This window comes from Tabrizicola oligotrophica, assembly GCF_011008935.1.
GTDB classification, from domain to species: Bacteria; Pseudomonadota; Alphaproteobacteria; order Rhodobacterales; family Rhodobacteraceae; genus Tabrizicola_A; species Tabrizicola_A oligotrophica.
The window spans coordinates 112,807-128,517 of the sequence record NZ_JAAIVJ010000009.1; the positions used below are offsets into that span (position 1 = coordinate 112,807).

A 15,711-nucleotide genomic window follows, 5' to 3' on the forward strand; every position below is an offset into this window, starting at 1 on the left:
TCATTCCTTCCGGCTAGCAAGGGCGTTGACGGCGGCGACGGTGATGGCCGAACCACCGAGCCGCCCCTCGACGATCACGGCGGGACAGGGCGGCGCGGCCATCAGCGCGTCTTTCGATTCCGCCGCCCCGATGAAGCCCACCGGGCAGCCGATGATGGCGGCCGGGCGCGGGCAATCGGGGTCTTCCAGCATGTTCAACAGGTGAAAGAGCGCGGTCGGCGCATTGCCGATCGCCACCACCGCGCCCGCCAGATGCGGCCGCCACAACTCCAACGCCGCCGCAGAGCGGGTGTTGCCGATCTTCGCCGCAAGCGCCGGCACCGATGGGTCATGCAGGGTGCAGATCACCTCGTTGCCCGCAGGCAGGCGCGGCCGGGTGATCCCCTCGCTGACCATGCGCGCGTCGCACAGGATCGGTGCGCCGGCCTCCAGCGCCGCCCGCGCCGCGATGGCCATGCCGGGGGTGAAGCGGACATGACGCTCCAGCCCGACCATGCCGGCGGCGTGGATCATGCGCACGGCGACGACCTCTTCTTCCGGGGTGAAGCGGGCAAGGTCGGCCTCGGCGCGGATGGTGGCGAAGGACTGGACGTAGATCGCCGCACCATCGGTTTCGTAGACATGCGGCATCAGAACAGTCCTTTCAGGTCGATCGTGTCGGGGGCGAGCGCCCGCCGGTCAGGGGTGTCAAGCGTGGAGCCGCCGCGGATCAGGTCGAACCCGCCCGCGGTGGCGACAAGGGTCAGATCGGCGCGGCCCGGATGGGCACAGCCCTTGGCGCAGCCCGAGACATGCAGCAGCCGGCCTTCGGGCACCTGCGCCGCCAGGCGGGCCGCCAGTTCGCGCACCGGGGCCAGCGCCTGCAGGCAGGCCGGTGCGCCAGAGCAGGCCTCGACGCGGCGGATCGGGTCGGCGGCAGTCAGGATCAGGCCGGCAAGATCGGGCAAGGCGCTCAGGCCTTCGACCAGCACCATCCGCCAGGGCGTGATGCGCAGGGGGCCAAGCGCGGCAAGCGCCTGCAGGGTTTCCGCCGTCATCTGGCCAAAAGCGAAGCCCACCAGCGCGCCTTGCGCCACCAGACCCGGCGCCGGCGGCGCAACGGCGGGTGCGGGCGCGACCCTGCCGGCGAGACGGCCCGCGGGGGCCGCTCCACGCCCGATCAGCGCCGCCATCCGGCCCCGGCCCTCGCTTACCCCACCGGCGGCGACGAACCACCGCGTCAATTCAACTGCAGCCTCGGCGGCTTCAGCGTCGGTCACCGGCGCCCCGAGCCCGGCGCCTTCGCAGCGCAGGAGCAGGCCGCCGCCGACTGCCCGTTCAAGCCGGATGTCCCCCGCAATGCCGCCGAAGACCGGCGCGGGGCCGGTATCGACGACAAAGCCGAACTTGCCCGGCAGCGGCGGCATCCGCGCCAGCGCCGCGCCCAGCGCTGCCGCCAGCGCATCGGTTCCGGCCTCGGCAAAGGGCGTCACAAGGATGTTGCGCCGGGCCTCGTCGCCGGCATCGGCGTCAATCAGGCCCAGCGCGTGCAGATCGGCGATCAGAGAGGGGTGCGCGGCTTCGGTCACGCCGCGCAACTGCACATTGCCGCGGGCCGACAGGTCGATCAGCCCGTTGCCATGCGCCCGCGCCGCCGCGGCGATCCCGGCTGCCTGCTGCCGGCTCAGCCGCCCGGCCTGCGGGCGCACCCGCACCACCAGCCCGTCACCCGACATCATCGGGCGCAGCGCGCCGGGGCACCAGCCTTGCACCTGAAACGGCGACCCGGTCATGCGCCCTCCTGCAAGGCTGCTGCAATCGAATTGCGCCGTGTCACCCAAAGGCCGGCCTCGGCCAGACGCCGGAACAGATCACGCAGCGCCGCCAGCGCCGCCGGGTTCTCGCGCTCCATGAAGGCGACCAGATCGGCCCGGCCCAAGGTGGCCTCGTGGTAAAGATCGAAGAGATGCGGCGGCACGACCCCCGCCAGATGGGCAAAGGCCGCCATGTGGTCGGCGGTGGCGGCGATCTCGGCCGCACCGCGGAAGCCATGCGCCATCATGCCATCGGCCCAGGCCGGATCGGCGGCGCGGGCGCGCACGACGCGGGCGATTTCCTCGCTCATCGCCCGGGCGCGCGGACGGTCGGGCTGCGTGGCGTCGAGATGGTAAAGCGCCGGTTTCGCGGCCCCGAGACGCGCCAGCGCGGCGGCAAACCCCGCCTCATGCGCGGCATAGTCGGCGGCCAGCAGAACATCGCTTTCGGGCAGGTCCTGCGCATGGACGAAACTGTCGGCGCCCCGCAGCCGGGCCTCCAGCCCCGCGCGGTCGTCGCGCGACTGGCCGTCAATGCCGATCGCCCAGGCCGAGGCCGCAAGCCAGGCCTCGCCCGCCGACGCCCGTGCCTCGGGCGTGAAATCATCCAGCGCCACGCCCATGCCAAGGCCGTATTGCCCCGGCTTCGGTCCGAAAACCCGGGCGGCGCGGGTGACATAGGGGTTGTCCGCTGCGGCTTCGTCGCGGTCTGCCAGCATCGTCGCCCCGGTTTCAAACAGCGTCGCCAGCCCCGGGAACACATCGCGGAACAGGCCGGAAACCCGCAGCGTCACGTCGATGCGCGGGCGGCCAAGCAGGGTCAGCGGCACCACCTCGACCCCCGCAACCCGGCCCGAGCCCGTATCCCAGACCGGTGCAAGGCCGGCCAGATGCAGCGCCATGGCGAATTCCTCGCCCGCAGTGCGCATGGTGGCGCTGCCCCAGAGGTCGACGACCAGCCCCTGCGGCCAATCGCCCTGATCCTGAAGCGCCTTGCGCAAGAGTTCCTCGGCCAGTTTCACGCCCTGGGCATGGGCGGCGCGACTTGGCACAGAGCGGGGGTCGACGGCATAAAGGTTGCGCCCGGTCGGCAGCACATCCGACCGTCCGCGCGCCGGACTGCCCGACGGTCCCGCTGCCACGCGCTTGCCGTCAAGCGCGGCCAGAAGGCCCGCCCGCTCCTCGGCGCCGCAGGCGCCGCTGCCAAAGACATGCAAGCCCTCGCCATACTGGCTTTCCTTGATGTCGCAAACGAAGCGGTCGATCCGGGTGATCGCCTCGGCCGCGCCGGCGCCGGACGGGATGCCCAGATCGGCCTCGACGCTCGCGGCCTGCGCCTCGAGCCGGATCGCGGCGATCAGCCGGTCGCGCCGGGCCGGGTCCAGCCCATCGGCAGTGGAATATTCATCGAGAAGCCGTTCCAGCCGGTGCAGCCCGTCGGGCAGACTGCTGGCGCGCAAGGGCGGCGGCAGGTGGCCCAGCGTCAGCGCGCCGATGCGGCGCTTGGCCTGCGCCGCCTCGCCGGGATCGTTGACGATGAAGGGATAGATCACCGGCAGATCGCCCACCAGCGCTTCGGGCCAGCAAGCCTCTGACAAGGCGACGGATTTTCCGGGCAGCCATTCCAGCGTGCCATGCGCGCCCATGTGGACAAGCGCCTGAATCCCCTGCGCCCGCAGCCAGAGGTAGAAGGCGACATAGCCGTGGCGCGGCACGCGGGCGAGGTCGTGATAATCGCCGTCGCGGGTGGCGCGCTCGCCCCGCTCGGGTTGCAGGGCGATCAGCGCATTTCCGGCGCGGGTGGCGGCAAAGCGGAACTGGCGGTCCTGACAGGCGGGATCGTCGGCAGGATTGCCCCAGGCGGCGTGGAGGTCATGGCGCAGCTTTTCCGGCAAGCCGCCCAGCGCCGCGAGATAGGCCTCCAGCGGCCAGTCCAGCCGGTCCGAGATCAGCGCCGGGGTCAGCGCCGCGCTGCCCACCTGGTAGCCGGCCTGCCCCAGATCCTCCAGCAGCGCCCCGGTCGAGGCCAGCGCGTCAAGGCCGACGGCATGGGCCATCTGCCAGTCGCGCCCCGGGTAGCTGGACAGAACTACGGCCAGTTGCCGGGATGCTCGCGGGGTGGCGGCAAGGCGCAGCCAGCCCGTCACCCGCGCCACCACGGCGGCGACGCGGGCCGGATCGGCGCGATGGGCAAAGCGCGAGAATTGCAGCGCCGCATCGCGCGCGCCGGGTGACTTGAACGACACGAGGCCCGCGAACAACCGCCCGTCCACCTCGGGCAGGACGACATGCATCGCCAGATCGGCGGGCGACAATCCGCGGTCGGACAACGCCCAGTCACGGCGGCGCGCGGTGGAGAGCGCGACCTGAAACACCGGGCAATCGGCCGCATCAAAGGGCGTCGCGCCATCCTCGCCCCGCGCCGAAAAGGCGGTGGCATTGACCACGGCAAGCGGCGGGCTGGCCAGCAGTTGCGGGCGCAGCCACTCGGCAAAACCGGGTGCCTTGAGCGAGGCGGCAAAGACGCCGCAGGCCGAAATGCCATTGGCGCGGAAGGCCCGGATCAGGGCATCGACCGGATCGGTATCGGCCGACGTCAGATAGCTGCGGTAGAAGCTGACCAGAACATGCGGTCCGGCCGGCGGGGCCGCCAGCGCGCCCTGATCGGGGTCATAAAAGCCCATGTCGGGCAGGCGCTTGTCGCCCGGCACCGGCCCGGCATAAAGCCCCGCCGCCAGTGCAAGCTGGGCCAGCGCGGCCTGCGCCGCCACCGTGCCGCCGGTGTCGCACAGCTGCTGCAGCCGCCGCAGGGTCGATCCCGGCAGGGTCGAGACTGCATCGAGCCCCGGATCGGGCCGGCCATCGGCGGGCAGAACCGCCAGCGCAATGCCCTTGCGACGGGCCAGATCCTGCACCGAGGCGATGCCGTAGGGCCAATAGGCCTCGCCGCCGATCAGGCGGATCAGGATGGCCTTGGCCCCGGACAGGGTGCGCTCGACATAGGTATCGACCGAAATCGGGTGCTTCAGCGCCACGATGTTCTGCAGCCGGAGCGAGGGCAGCTTGCCCGCCGCCCGGTGCCAGCCCGCCGCAAAGGCCCCAAGGTCGCTGTCCGAAAAGGACAGCACTACCATATCCGCCGGATCCTGCGCCGGATCAAACGGCGCCTCGGCGGAATCGAGTCCCTGGGTTTCGCGGAAGACAACGTGCATGGCGCGACCTCAGCCCCCTGACCCGGGCGCAGCCCCCCCACTCCAGCCCTGCCCCACAAGGGGGGAGGGAGGCGCGGGAAGCTCAGCGATGGCGGCGCAGCAGGCCATGGTTCAGGCCCCCAGAACCGCGCGGATCGCGGCCTCGTCGATGTCGTGATGCTCGGCGATCACCACCAGCTGCGACTGCCGGGGCGAAGCGCCCCAAGGCCGGTCGAACTGATGGCGCACCCGTTCGCCCACGGCCTGCACCAGAAGGCGCATCGGCTTGCCCTGCACCGCGATATAGCCCTTGACCCGCAGGATATCCTGTTCGCGCGCAAGGCGCTGGATGCGGGCGACCAGGTCGTCGATGTCGCCAACCTCGGGCAGCTCGATCACGACGCTTTCAAAGTCGTCATGCTCGTGGTCGTCATGGCCGTCATGATGGCTCGGGCGCGCGGCAAGGTCGTCCTCGGCGGCGGCGTTCAGACCCAGAATGACGCGCGGGTCGATGGTGCCGTCGGTGACGGGCAGGATCGGCAGCTTGCGCGGCAATTCGGCCTCGATCACCAAGCGGGCGGCGGCCAGACCGGCATCGCCCGCCAGATCGGCCTTGGTCAACAGGATGATGTCGGCGCAGGCGATCTGGTCTTCGAACACCTCGGACAGGGGCGTTTCATGGTCCAGACTGCCATCGGCCGCGCGCTGGGCATCGACCGCCGCGACGTCGGGGGCAAACCGGCCCGCCGCCACCGCCTCGGCATCGGCCAGGGCGACAACCCCGTCAACGGTGATGCGCGAGCGGATCGCCGGCCAGTCGAAGGCCTTGAGCAAGGGCTTCGGCAGTGCCAGACCCGAGGTCTCGATCAGGATATGATCGGGGCGTTCCGGCATCGCCATCAAGGCTTCGATCGTCGGGATGAAATCATCGGCCACCGTGCAGCAGATGCAGCCATTGGCCAGCTCGACAATGTTTTCCACCGGGCAATTGGCATCGGCGCAGGATTTCAGGATGTCGCCGTCGACGCCCACGGTGCCGAACTCGTTGACCAGAATGGCCAGCCGCTTGCCCTGCGGGTTCTGCATCAGGTGGCGGATTAGCGTGGTCTTGCCCGCGCCCAGAAAGCCGGTGATGACGGTCACGGGGATCTTGGTCAGGTCGGTCATTCAAATCTCCATCGGGGGAATGCGGGCAAGGCTTTGCTTGCGAAAGATCACAGGGCGGTCGCGCCAGGGCACCAGACCATCGGCACTGGCGGCATAAAGCCCCGCGCCGCGCAGGATTTCGGCTGCGTCGGCATCGGTCATCCGGCCGTAGACATAAGACCAGCTGCCGGGCCGGGACAGGGCAACAGAGCAGCCGTGATCGCAGGCCGACAGGCATTCGGCGGCGCGGATCGTCACTCCCTGAGGGGCACCCGAGGCCACAAGCGCCTCATGCAGCCGCTTGCCGGGGCAGATCTCGCCCTCGGGCACCGGCTGGCCGGCGCGGCAGGTGGTGCAGACGTGCAGTATGGTGGCCATGGCCCCTCCCGGTGGTGCTGACGGGAATGGCCGACGGTCCGGGCCTGACAAGCCCAGAACCCGAAGGTCACGGAACACCCCGTCCGCGCAATTCAGCTCAGGCCCTGGCAGGTCTCCCGGCTTGCGGATATCGGGGCACCTCGGGCGAAAGCCCTGCCCCGGCGCCCTGCCCGCCTTCCCGAACCTTGCGGCCAGTGGCATCGGACAGACCTTTCCGGTCACGGTCGCGGGGGCGGCTGCACTTCGGAGCCACGACGCAAGACGTCGCAAATCCTGTCGCATTCCCTCTTGGCCTGCCCTAAGACAGGCACCAGCGCCTTTGCCCTCCTCCTGTGGCACAAAGCGGGCGCTGTCAAGGAGAAGGAATCGTCCCGATGGTCGATACAAACGACATGGCCCCAGAGACACCGGGCGAAGATCTTGCCCGCCACGCCGCGAAGATGGCCAAGAAGAAGGCTGCGCGCGACAAGATCATGGCCGGAAAATCGGGCGAAAAGGGCCTGATCATCGTCCACACCGGCGCGGGCAAGGGCAAATCCTCGTCCGGTTTCGGCATGATCCTGCGCTGTATCGCGCATGACATGCCCTGCGCCGTGGTGCAGTTCATCAAGGGCACCTGGGACACCGGCGAACGCCGCCTGATCGAGGGGCATTTCGGCGATCTGTGTCAGTTTCATGCCATGGGCGAAGGCTTTACCTGGGAAACCCAGGACAAGACCCGCGACATCGCCGCCGCCCGCGCCGGCTGGGAAAAGGCCAAGGAGCTGATCCGCGACCCCTCGATCCGTTTTGTCCTCCTGGACGAAATCAACATCGCGCTGCGCTATGACTATCTCGACCTTGACGAGGTGCTGACCTTCCTGCGCGAGGAAAAGCCACCGCTGACCCATGTCTGCCTGACCGGCCGCAACGCCAAGGAGGCGCTGATCGAGGCGGCCGACCTTGCCACCGAGATGACCCTGCTCAAGCACCCGTTCCGCTCGGGCATCAAGGGCCAGCCGGGGGTGGAGTTCTGAGCCTCAGGCCCGGCTGCCGCTGAACACCGGCCGCTGGACAGGGCCAAGCGCGGCAGGCAGGAAGCAGCGCAGGAACAGCGCCCAGCCTGCCAGCCAGCAAAGGCTCGCACCATCGGTCAGCCAGGGGCGCAGCTCGGGCCAGGGGGCGACGGCCAGCCGCAGGCAAGTGCCGGCCCAGAGCAGCAGGCAAGCGGCGGACAGGCCGCGCCGCGCCAGCAGCATTCCGCCCGCGCGTCGGGCGGCGGCCCGGGCCGCGACAGCAAGGATCATGCCGGCCATCGCCCCCATGGTCAGGCCATGCACCAGATCGGCTTCGCTCAGGTGATCGGGAAAGAGCCGCGCCGCGCCGAGCAGGACAAGCCCGAGCGCCAGCCAGCCAAAGCCGCCATGCAGCATCCAGAGCAAGGGATTGCCGCCGACATGCCGGCTGCGCCAGCCGGCCAGCCGCCACGCCTGCACGCCTCCCGCCGCGACCAGCGCAAGGCCGCTGGCGCGCGTTTGGTTGAACAACGTCAGCGCCAAAGCCGCTCCCAGCAGGGCGAAGCCCAGCCGCGCGGCCGCCGTCTTGCGCGCGGGTGGCGGCACCGGACGGCCAGTCTGGCGCAGCCAGTTGTCGGTGAACCCGACGACCATCCGCCCCCCGACGACCGACACCAGAAGGGCAAACCCGAGGACACAGCCGCGGATCAGCACCATGCTGTCCAGACCGGGCCAGCCCCGCAGCGACGCCAACAGAAACGCCGCATCGCCCCCTCCGATTGCGGCAACGGCCAGCGGAAAGCCCCATTTCCCCGGCACGCGGCCCTGATGCAGGCCCCGCGCCAGCACCCCGGACACCAGCCCGAAATAGGCCAGACCCGGCAGCAGCACCAGCAGGGCCGGCAGGACAGCCGCCAGCGCCAGGGCGAATCGCTGCGCGATCCAGCAGGCGACGATGGCGCCAAGCAGCCAGCCCCCGGTCGCCGCCCGGCCCGTCCAGCCCGACAGCGTGGTCAGCAGATAGCCCGCCAGTGCCGCGCCGCCAAAGCCGAAGATCATCTCATGGGCGTGCCAGGCAACCGGCGTGTCGAGGCTGGGCGGCGCAAACCCGGCGGCATCGCCCCACTGCCACCACGCGATTGCGACAACGGCCCAAAGGCCGGCGGCCAGAAACAGCGGCCGGTGCGGCATCAGCCAGATATTCGACAGGGCAAGACGCATCGGGGCTCCGGTCGTCGGGGCGGGCCTTGGCGAAATCGGCCGGCGACGATCATGCCACCTTGTCCTTGCCGCCTGCGGAAGGCTAGGGCTTGTGGCCAGAGGCCGATTGCCGCAGGCCTCGGGGAAGCGGAAGGAACGTCGATGCAACAAAGACCGGGACAAAGCCTGATGATCCAGGGCTGCGGCTCGAATGTGGGCAAGTCGATGCTGGTGGCGGGCCTGTGCCGGGCGGCGCGGCGGCGCGGCCTCTCGGTGGCGCCGTTCAAGCCGCAGAACATGTCGAACAATGCCGCGGTGACGGCCGATGGCGGCGAGATCGGCCGGGCGCAGGCCTTGCAGGCGCTGGCCTCGGGGCTGGAGCCGGTGACGGACATGAACCCGGTTCTGCTGAAGCCCGAATCCGACGTCGGCGCGCAGGTCATCGTGCAGGGCAAGCGCCTGACTACGGCGCGGGCGCGCGACTATGCCGCGCTGAAGCCGCAGCTGATGGGCGCGGTTCTGGAAAGCTTCCACCGTCTGAAGGCGGCGCATGATCTGGTGATCGTCGAAGGCGCCGGCAGCCCGGCCGAGGTCAACCTGCGCGCCGGCGACATTGCCAACATGGGCTTTGCCCGCGCCGCCGATGTGCCGGTGGTGCTGGCGGGCGACATCGACCGCGGCGGGGTGATCGCGCAGCTGGTCGGCACCAAGGCGGTGATTGCTCCGGCGGACGCGGCGATGGTGGCGGGCTTTCTGGTCAACAAGTTCCGCGGCGATCCGCGGCTGTTTGACGACGGCTATCGGTTGATCGAGCATCACACCGGCTGGCGCGGGTTCGGCGTTTTGCCGTGGTTTCCGCAGGCGCATCTCTTGCCGGCGGAGGATGCCTTGGACATCGCCTCTGGCCCGCGAGGGGACGGCATCACCATTGCCTGTCTGACCTTGTCGCGCATTGCCAATTTCGACGATCTGGACCCCTTGAAGGCCGAACCGGGCGTCAATCTGGTCATGGTCCGCGCCGGCGAGGCCATTCCGGGCGATGCGCGGCTGGTCATCCTGCCGGGGTCGAAGTCGACGCGCGGCGATCTGGCCTTCCTGCGGGCGCAGGGCTGGGACATCGACCTTGCCGCCCATCTGCGGCGCGGCGGGCATGTCCTTGGCATTTGCGGCGGCTATCAGATGCTGGGGCGCAGCGTGTCGGACCCTGACGGCATCGAAGGCCCGGCGGGCGAGACGGCGGGGCTTGGGCATCTTGACATCGAAACCGTGATGACCCCGGACAAGCGGCTGTCCCGGGTGCGGGCCGACCATGTGGCCAGCGGCCTGCCGGTCGAGGGCTACGAGATCCACATCGGCCGCAGCCAGGGCCCCGACTGCGCCCGTCCCTTCGCCATGGTCGATGGCCGGCCCGAAGGGGCGATCAGTGCCGACGGCCGGGTGGTGGGCAGTTACCTGCATGGGCTGTTCCACATGGACGCCTTCCGCGCGGCCTATCTTGCCGGTCTGGGCATTCAAGCCGATCCGCGCCGGCACGCGGCCGGGATCGAGGCGGTGCTGGAGGCGCTCGCCGATCATCTGGAAGCGCATCTGGATGTGCCGGGCCTGTTGGCGCTGGCGCGTTAAGCCTTTGGTCCAAGCGCCATTTCCAGGCGCCGCCATTCCGGCTCTGGTCCCGGCAGGCCAAGCCGCAGGAGGGTAGCCGACCACGGGAAGATCCGGCTCCAGATCTGGTGGCGGGCCAACCGGTCCTGCGCGGCCCTGGCATCGCCGGTGTCGTAAAGCCGGAACAGATCCGATCCGCCGACAAGCCGCCACCCCGCCGTCCGGGCCAGCGCATCGGCGCGGGTCGCGTCGGCGGCAAGCTGGGCGCGCATCGCCTCGGCCCATGCCAGATCGGCCAGCGCGCGAGTACCGATCTCAATGGCAGGGCCGGAGACGGGCCAAGGCCCGCTCATCCGTGACAGCGTGGCGATGTCTTCCGCCGTGCCGAAGGCAAAGCCCAGCCGCACCCCGGCCAGCCCGTAGAACTTGCCGAAGGAACGCAGGACCAGAAGCCCCCCGCGCGCCGGATGGGGCAAGAGCGACAGATCGGGCGTCACATCGCCAAAGCTTTCATCGACCACCAGAAGGCCGACGCGGCCCACCAGCGCCAGCAGCGCCTCGGGGGCAAAGCTGCGGCCATCGGGGTTGTTCGGGTTGACGACGATGGCCAGATCGGCCCCGACGAGATCGGCCGGATCGGTGACAGCGTCGACCTGCCAGCCCTCGGCGGTCAGACAGGCGGCGTGTTCGTTATAGGTCGGGCCAAGCACGGCGGCGCGTCCCTTGGGCCGCAGGCGCGGCACCAGCTGGATCGCGGCTTGCGCGCCGCCAAGGGCGAGACCCGCCACGCCCTTGGCCGCGCCCCAGCTTGCGGCGGCTTGGGCGACCAGAGCCGCTTGCGCCGCCTTGGTCGGCAGGTTGCGCCAGGCGGCGGCGGGCAGGTCGGGGATGGGCCAGGGGCGGCGGTTGATGCCGGTGGACAGGTCGATCCAGTCGCCCGCCCCGTAGGAGGCCATGGCCTGATCCAGATTGCCGCCGTGATCGCGCATGCTGTCCCCCCCTGAGCTACTGACCGCAGGTAGCCAGCCGATGCACCCCGCGCAAGCCCGCTTCGCGCAAGGCGGCCATGCCATGCGCCGGAACCTCTCCGGGCGCGAAGATCAGCGCCCGGGCGGCGCCGGAATGCGAGATGGCCCAGCCCAGCGCCCCAAGATCGCGGGCAAGCGCCTCGGTCGGATCGCCCGAGGGGCCGCGGCGGGCGATGCAGGCCCGGGCGCTTTCGCTGGCCAGCGCGGCGCGGCGGGCCAGATCGCCGCCGGCCCGCCATGCCGTCACCAGATCGGATATGTCGTCATAGTCCTGATCCGCCGCGCGGGTCGGTCGCGGCGGCCCCCAGAACCCGGCCAGCAGATGCGCGCGCGGCTGGGCTGGCAGCCAGTCCAGAACCCGGCCCTCGCGCGGGGCCCAGAGCAACCGCGCCGCGTCGCGGAACATCAGCGGATCGCTGGCGCCCTCGGCGGCGATGCAGGCCTTGGCAAGGGTCGCGGCGGGCCGCTCCGCCCCGGTCAGCCGCGCGACCGCAAGCAGCCCGGCCGTCGACATGCCGGTGCCCAAAGCCGGCGGATAGGGCAGCCGCAGCAGGATGCGGCCCTGCGGATTGTGGCCAAGGCTGCGGCCGAACCGGGTCAGAAGCGCCGGCTCCATCGCGCCATGGCCGATGGCGTGGCTGGCAAGGCCCCGCGCCGGCCGACGCCATGCCGCAAGGGCTACGCCCTGCGGCACCAGCGTCACCAGCGCCAGCGGGCCATCCGCCCCAAGCCGGCCCTGCAGCCATTCGCCGAAATGGCAGGGCAGGAAGACGGGGCCGTCAGCCCGCATTCTGACCCCAGCCTTCGTGGTAGATCAGATCGTCCAGCGGCAGACGCCGCGTCCAGCCCCGGACCTGCAATTCGGGTTCGGCATAAAGCTCGTCGACATGGCCAAGGCACAGCCAGGCCACCGGGCTGACATGGTCGGGCAGGCCCAGAATGTCGCGCAGGTCTTCGCGGTGGAAGATGCTGACCCAACCAACGCCGATGCCCTCGGCCCGGGCCGCAAGCCACAGGTTCTGCACCGCGCAGACGGTGGAGAACAGGTCCATCTCGGGCTGATGCGTGCGCCCCAGAACCACCGGCCCGCCGCGGCTGTGATCGCAGGTGACGCACAGGTTGACCGGCGCCTGCAGGATGCCTTCCAGCTTCAGCGCCGAATAAAGCGGACGCTGCGCTTCGGGAAACATCGCGCAGGCCTCGGCGCTGGCGCGGGCAAAAGCGGCATGCGCCCGCGCCTTCACCTCATCCGAGCGGATGACGATGAAGTTCCACGGCTGCGACAGCCCGACCGAGGGCGCGTGATGCGCGGCCATCAGCAGGCGGCGCAGCGTGGCCTCGTCAATCGGGCGCGGCGTGAACTGGCTGCGCACATCGCGGCGCGAGTGGATGGCGCGGTAGACGGCCTCGCGTTCGGCCGGCTCGAAAGGTCCGGCCGGAAGGATGGGGCTTTCGGCAGTGAAGGTTTCAGATGTGGCAACAGACATGGCATTCCCCTTGGCGAAAAACGGAACGGCCGCCGGCCTTCGGCTGCCCCGGTTTCGTCTGGCCGGTCTTCTGACTTGGCTTCAAGCAGGGCCGCGCCTTCCCAAGCCTTGCGGCCAGTGGCATGTGCGGCCCCATCCACCTTACAGCGTTGGGCACGTTGTGGAGTTGCACCACATTCCCGATTCTCCCGGCTTGCGCAGGGCACCAGACACAGGCCCGATACCGCAAGCCCGCGCGCCGGGCAACGGTTTTGCCACCCGGCGCAAGGCTTATTGTGCCACGCGCAAGGCGGGCGGGGCCGGGGCGAGCTGCTCCATCAAGGCCTCGGGCGTGCGCGGCATCTGCCCGGACGCCGGGCAAAGCCCGCGTGCCTGCGCGGCCAGCCACAGCTCCACCAGAACCGGGGGCCTCAGCCCCGCGCTCGCCAGCAATGCCGGGTCGCAAAGAAGGGTCTCGGCCCGTCCCTGCGCCAGAACCGTGCCGTCCTGAAACAGCGCCACATCATCGGCCAGCGCCAGCGCGAGATCGATGTCATGGGTGGAAAACACCAGCGTCATGCCGCGCTGGCCAAGCTGGCGCAAGACCGCGATCAGCTGGTCGGCCCCCTCGCGGTCCAGCCCCGCGGTGGGTTCGTCCAGCAGCAGGACCTCCGGCTCCATCGCCACCGCGCCGGCGATGGCCACCCGTTTTTTCTGCCCGCCCGACAGCATGTGCGGCGGACGGTCGGCCAGATCGGCAATGCCGAGCGCCGCCAGCGCGGCCTGAACCCGGGCGCGGGCCGCAGTGTCGGTGAGGCCCTGATTCAGCGGGCCGAAGGACACATCCTCGGCCACGGTCGCGGCGAAGATCTGGTCGTCGGGATCTTGCAGCACCAGCGCCACCCGGCTGCGCCACTGCAAAAGACCGCGGCGCGAATAGTCGCCCGGCTTGCCCGCCAGCAGGACCGCCCCGCGGTCGGGCCGAAGCGAGCCGTTCAGGTGCAAGAGCAGCGTGGATTTCCCCGCTCCGTTCGGCCCCAGAATGGCCAGCTTGCGCCCGGTCGGGACGCCGAGCGAGAGCTGGCGAAGCGCGGGCACCTCGCCCGGATAGGCGTAGTGCAGATCGGTTGCCGACAGGATCGCGGTCATGCCAGCACCACTGCAAGCAGGACGGCCAGTTGCACGGCCAGCACAAGCGCCACCGTCTTGCGGCAGACCGGCACGCGAGATGACAGCACGCGCATCTCGCCCTGCCAGCCGCGGGCGGCCAGCCCGGTTTCCATCCGCCGCGCCCGGGCCAGGGCGCGGGGCAAGAGGTTGGCGGCCACCATGGCCGTCGAGCGCAACCAGCGCCGGCGGCTGGAATGGCCCAGCCGCGCCCGCTGCGCCGCCGTCATCGCCGCCGCCTCATCCGCGATCAGAAACACGAAGCGGTAGGTCAGCAGCGCCAGTTCCACGATCTCGGCCGGAACCGCCAGCCGCCGCAGGCCGGCGAACAGATCGGCCATCGGCGTGGTCAGGGCCAGAAACATCAGACAGAAGGTCGCCGCCATGGCGCGCAGGCACAGAAACGCCGCCTTCTCCGCCCCGCCCGGTGCCAGCGAAACCCCGTCGCCGGTAATCTGCACCAGCAGCATCAGGCCGCCGCTGGCCAGAAAGCCGAGGGGCAGCACCACCGTCGCCAGCCAAAGCCGCAGCGGCACCCGCGCGCCGAGGAAGGTGAAGGCCAGAACGGCGACGGCGACCAGCGCCGCCCCCGGCCAAGGCGGCAAGACCAGTGCAAGGACCAGAAACCCAAGGCCGATCAAGGCCTTCTCGCCCAAGGCGCGGTGTCGCCAGTGGTTCAGGCTGGCAGCGCGGTCCAGTGTTCCGACCGACATCTCAGGCCTGCGGCGGCTGGGTGCCGTCCTTTGGTGCTGCGGCCTCTTTTCGGCCATGCGACCGGCCGATGACATAGCCGATCACCAGCGCGCCCAAGGCGGCCTGCAGCGAGAACAAGAGGCTGGCCACCTCGCCGCTTGGCGGCTCCCAGATCGGGCGGGCCCACGGGGCGAAGTCTTCGCGGGCCTCGATCAGGGCGGCGGCCTCGCCATCGGCGCCGCCAAACTCACCGCCGATGAACAGCGGAATAATGGCGATCAGCGCCACGACCACCAGCATCCAGACCGAGCGTTTCGACATCACTTGCCCTTCCCCGCCAAGGTGGAAATCCGGTCCTCATCGCGGATCTTGCCCGAAAGCGCCTCGATCACCACGACTGTCAGAAGCCCCTCGGCAATCGCGAGGGGAATTTGCGTGACCGCAAATATCCCGCCGAATTTCAGCGCGGCCCCGACAAGGCCCGAGGCCGGATCGGGATAGGCCAGCGCCAGTTGCAGCGAGGTAAAGACATAGGTGGCCAGATCGCCCAGCGCCGCGGCCAGAAACACCGAGACCGCGAACGACAGCCCCAGCCGCCCGGCCAGTTTCCAGACCCCATAGGCAACCCATGGGCCGACGATCGCCATGGAAAAGGCATTGGCCCCGAGCGTGGTCAACCCGCCATGCGCCAGCAGAAGCGCCTGAAACATGAGCACGATCACCCCCAGCACCGCCATGACCGGCGGGCCAAAGACGATGGCGCCAAGCCCGGTGCCGGTGGGGTGCGAACACGAGCCGGTGACAGAGGGGATCTTCAGCGCCGACAGCACGAAGGCAAAGGCCCCCGAGGCGGCCAACGTCATTCGCGCCTCGGGCTTTTCGCGGAGGATCCGGCGGATGCGCCGGACCCCGGCCACGACAAAGGGCGCCGCGGCGGCATACCACCCCAAGGCATGCGACAGGGGCAAAAAGCCCTCCATGATGTGCATCTGCAATCCTTCCACATCGAACGCGCTGCCATCGAAAAATCCAACGCACCCCGCGCCCCGGAC

At 69.9% G+C, this 15,711-nt stretch carries 15 protein-coding genes and 2 riboswitches; of the genes, 2 read left to right on the forward strand and 13 right to left on the reverse strand.

Going from position 1 to position 15,711, the window contains the following annotated elements:
- The 5 genes from G4Z14_RS14670 to G4Z14_RS14690 form a co-directional block, all read right to left on the reverse strand.
- On the reverse strand, nucleotides 1–630 hold the full coding sequence (locus G4Z14_RS14670) for a precorrin-8X methylmutase (RefSeq protein ID WP_164627014.1): 630 nt from the start codon (nucleotides 628–630) through the stop codon (nucleotides 1–3).
- Nucleotides 630–1,772, reverse strand: a complete 1,143-nt coding sequence (gene cobG / locus G4Z14_RS14675) for a precorrin-3B synthase (RefSeq protein WP_164627016.1) — start codon at nucleotides 1,770–1,772, stop codon at nucleotides 630–632. Before cobG ends, G4Z14_RS14670 begins: the two co-directional genes overlap by 1 nt.
- On the reverse strand, nucleotides 1,769–5,005 hold the full coding sequence (gene cobN, locus G4Z14_RS14680; protein WP_164627018.1) for a cobaltochelatase subunit CobN: 3,237 nt from the start codon (nucleotides 5,003–5,005) through the stop codon (nucleotides 1,769–1,771). The genes cobG and cobN overlap by 4 nt, the downstream gene beginning before the upstream one ends.
- A 111-nt stretch (nucleotides 5,006–5,116) precedes the next feature.
- The gene (cobW, locus tag G4Z14_RS14685; RefSeq protein ID WP_164627019.1) at nucleotides 5,117–6,151 is read right to left on the reverse strand and encodes a cobalamin biosynthesis protein CobW; all 1,035 of its coding nucleotides are present in this window, start codon (nucleotides 6,149–6,151) and stop codon (nucleotides 5,117–5,119) included.
- A complete protein-coding gene (locus G4Z14_RS14690; protein WP_164627021.1) occupies nucleotides 6,152–6,508 on the reverse strand; it encodes a DUF1636 family protein in 357 nt (118 codons plus the stop codon).
- Nucleotides 6,509–6,597: 89 nt separating this feature from the next.
- A riboswitch (cobalamin riboswitch) is annotated at nucleotides 6,598–6,838 on the reverse strand.
- Between the two features lie 44 nt (nucleotides 6,839–6,882).
- Here G4Z14_RS14690 and cobO point away from each other — a divergent pair.
- On the forward strand, nucleotides 6,883–7,524 hold the full coding sequence (gene cobO, locus G4Z14_RS14695) for a cob(I)yrinic acid a,c-diamide adenosyltransferase (protein ID WP_227751761.1): 642 nt from the start codon (nucleotides 6,883–6,885) through the stop codon (nucleotides 7,522–7,524).
- 3 nt (nucleotides 7,525–7,527) lie between these two features.
- On the opposite strand, the gene G4Z14_RS14700 is transcribed toward cobO, so the two are convergent.
- Nucleotides 7,528–8,724: an NnrS family protein gene (locus G4Z14_RS14700; RefSeq protein ID WP_164627023.1), complete on the reverse strand. Its 1,197-nt coding sequence runs from the start codon at nucleotides 8,722–8,724 to the stop codon at nucleotides 7,528–7,530.
- 141 nt (nucleotides 8,725–8,865) lie between these two features.
- On the opposite strand from G4Z14_RS14700, the gene G4Z14_RS14705 reads away from it, so the two are divergent.
- Nucleotides 8,866–10,326 (forward strand): cobyric acid synthase, encoded by a 1,461-nt coding sequence (locus tag G4Z14_RS14705; protein ID WP_227751762.1) that lies wholly within the window; start codon nucleotides 8,866–8,868, stop codon nucleotides 10,324–10,326.
- Here the strand turns inward: G4Z14_RS14705 and cobD are convergent.
- From cobD to G4Z14_RS14740, 7 genes are all read right to left on the reverse strand, one after another.
- Nucleotides 10,323–11,294 (reverse strand): threonine-phosphate decarboxylase CobD, encoded by a 972-nt coding sequence (gene cobD, locus G4Z14_RS14710; RefSeq protein ID WP_164627024.1) that lies wholly within the window; start codon nucleotides 11,292–11,294, stop codon nucleotides 10,323–10,325. The two genes, G4Z14_RS14705 and cobD, sit on opposite strands and share 4 nt — an antisense overlap.
- A 16-nt stretch (nucleotides 11,295–11,310) precedes the next feature.
- Nucleotides 11,311–12,123 carry a propanediol utilization protein gene (locus G4Z14_RS14715; RefSeq protein ID WP_227751763.1) on the reverse strand — a complete coding sequence of 271 codons (813 nt, stop codon included), beginning with the start codon at nucleotides 12,121–12,123 and terminating at the stop codon, nucleotides 11,311–11,313.
- On the reverse strand, nucleotides 12,113–12,820 hold the full coding sequence (gene bluB / locus G4Z14_RS14720; RefSeq protein ID WP_164627026.1) for a 5,6-dimethylbenzimidazole synthase: 708 nt from the start codon (nucleotides 12,818–12,820) through the stop codon (nucleotides 12,113–12,115). Before bluB ends, G4Z14_RS14715 begins: the two co-directional genes overlap by 11 nt.
- Nucleotides 12,821–12,863: 43 nt before the next feature.
- Nucleotides 12,864–13,045: riboswitch (cobalamin riboswitch) on the reverse strand.
- A gap of 45 nt (nucleotides 13,046–13,090) precedes the next feature.
- Nucleotides 13,091–13,948: an energy-coupling factor ABC transporter ATP-binding protein gene (locus tag G4Z14_RS14725; RefSeq protein WP_164627028.1), complete on the reverse strand. Its 858-nt coding sequence runs from the start codon at nucleotides 13,946–13,948 to the stop codon at nucleotides 13,091–13,093.
- Nucleotides 13,945–14,679: a cobalt ECF transporter T component CbiQ gene (cbiQ, locus tag G4Z14_RS14730; RefSeq protein WP_164627030.1), complete on the reverse strand. Its 735-nt coding sequence runs from the start codon at nucleotides 14,677–14,679 to the stop codon at nucleotides 13,945–13,947. The genes G4Z14_RS14725 and cbiQ overlap by 4 nt, the downstream gene beginning before the upstream one ends.
- A gap of 1 nt (nucleotide 14,680) precedes the next feature.
- A complete protein-coding gene (locus G4Z14_RS14735) occupies nucleotides 14,681–14,980 on the reverse strand; it encodes an energy-coupling factor ABC transporter substrate-binding protein (RefSeq protein WP_164627032.1) in 300 nt (99 codons plus the stop codon).
- Nucleotides 14,980–15,648 carry an energy-coupling factor ABC transporter permease gene (locus tag G4Z14_RS14740; RefSeq protein WP_164627034.1) on the reverse strand — a complete coding sequence of 223 codons (669 nt, stop codon included), beginning with the start codon at nucleotides 15,646–15,648 and terminating at the stop codon, nucleotides 14,980–14,982. The genes G4Z14_RS14735 and G4Z14_RS14740 overlap by 1 nt, the downstream gene beginning before the upstream one ends.
- Nucleotides 15,649–15,711 lie beyond the last annotated feature (63 nt).

Bases quoted from the DNA above. Each gene is read 5' to 3' on its own strand.
- G4Z14_RS14670 (WP_164627014.1), bottom strand. From the start codon at position 630: ATGCCGCATGTCTACGAAACCGATGGTGCGGCGATCTACGTCCAGTCC.
- cobG (WP_164627016.1), bottom strand. From the start codon at position 1,772: ATGACCGGGTCGCCGTTTCAGGTGCAAGGCTGGTGCCCCGGCGCGCTG.
- cobN (WP_164627018.1), bottom strand. From the start codon at position 5,005: ATGCACGTTGTCTTCCGCGAAACCCAGGGACTCGATTCCGCCGAGGCG.
- cobW (WP_164627019.1), bottom strand. From the start codon at position 6,151: ATGACCGACCTGACCAAGATCCCCGTGACCGTCATCACCGGCTTTCTG.
- G4Z14_RS14690 (WP_164627021.1), bottom strand. From the start codon at position 6,508: ATGGCCACCATACTGCACGTCTGCACCACCTGCCGCGCCGGCCAGCCG.
- cobO (WP_227751761.1), top strand. From the start codon at position 6,883: ATGGTCGATACAAACGACATGGCCCCAGAGACACCGGGCGAAGATCTT.
- G4Z14_RS14700 (WP_164627023.1), bottom strand. From the start codon at position 8,724: ATGCGTCTTGCCCTGTCGAATATCTGGCTGATGCCGCACCGGCCGCTG.
- G4Z14_RS14705 (WP_227751762.1), top strand. From the start codon at position 8,866: ATGCAACAAAGACCGGGACAAAGCCTGATGATCCAGGGCTGCGGCTCG.
- cobD (WP_164627024.1), bottom strand. From the start codon at position 11,294: ATGCGCGATCACGGCGGCAATCTGGATCAGGCCATGGCCTCCTACGGG.
- G4Z14_RS14715 (WP_227751763.1), bottom strand. From the start codon at position 12,123: ATGCGGGCTGACGGCCCCGTCTTCCTGCCCTGCCATTTCGGCGAATGG.
- bluB (WP_164627026.1), bottom strand. From the start codon at position 12,820: ATGTCTGTTGCCACATCTGAAACCTTCACTGCCGAAAGCCCCATCCTT.
- G4Z14_RS14725 (WP_164627028.1), bottom strand. From the start codon at position 13,948: ATGACCGCGATCCTGTCGGCAACCGATCTGCACTACGCCTATCCGGGC.
- cbiQ (WP_164627030.1), bottom strand. From the start codon at position 14,679: ATGTCGGTCGGAACACTGGACCGCGCTGCCAGCCTGAACCACTGGCGA.
- G4Z14_RS14735 (WP_164627032.1), bottom strand. From the start codon at position 14,980: ATGTCGAAACGCTCGGTCTGGATGCTGGTGGTCGTGGCGCTGATCGCC.
- G4Z14_RS14740 (WP_164627034.1), bottom strand. From the start codon at position 15,648: ATGCACATCATGGAGGGCTTTTTGCCCCTGTCGCATGCCTTGGGGTGG.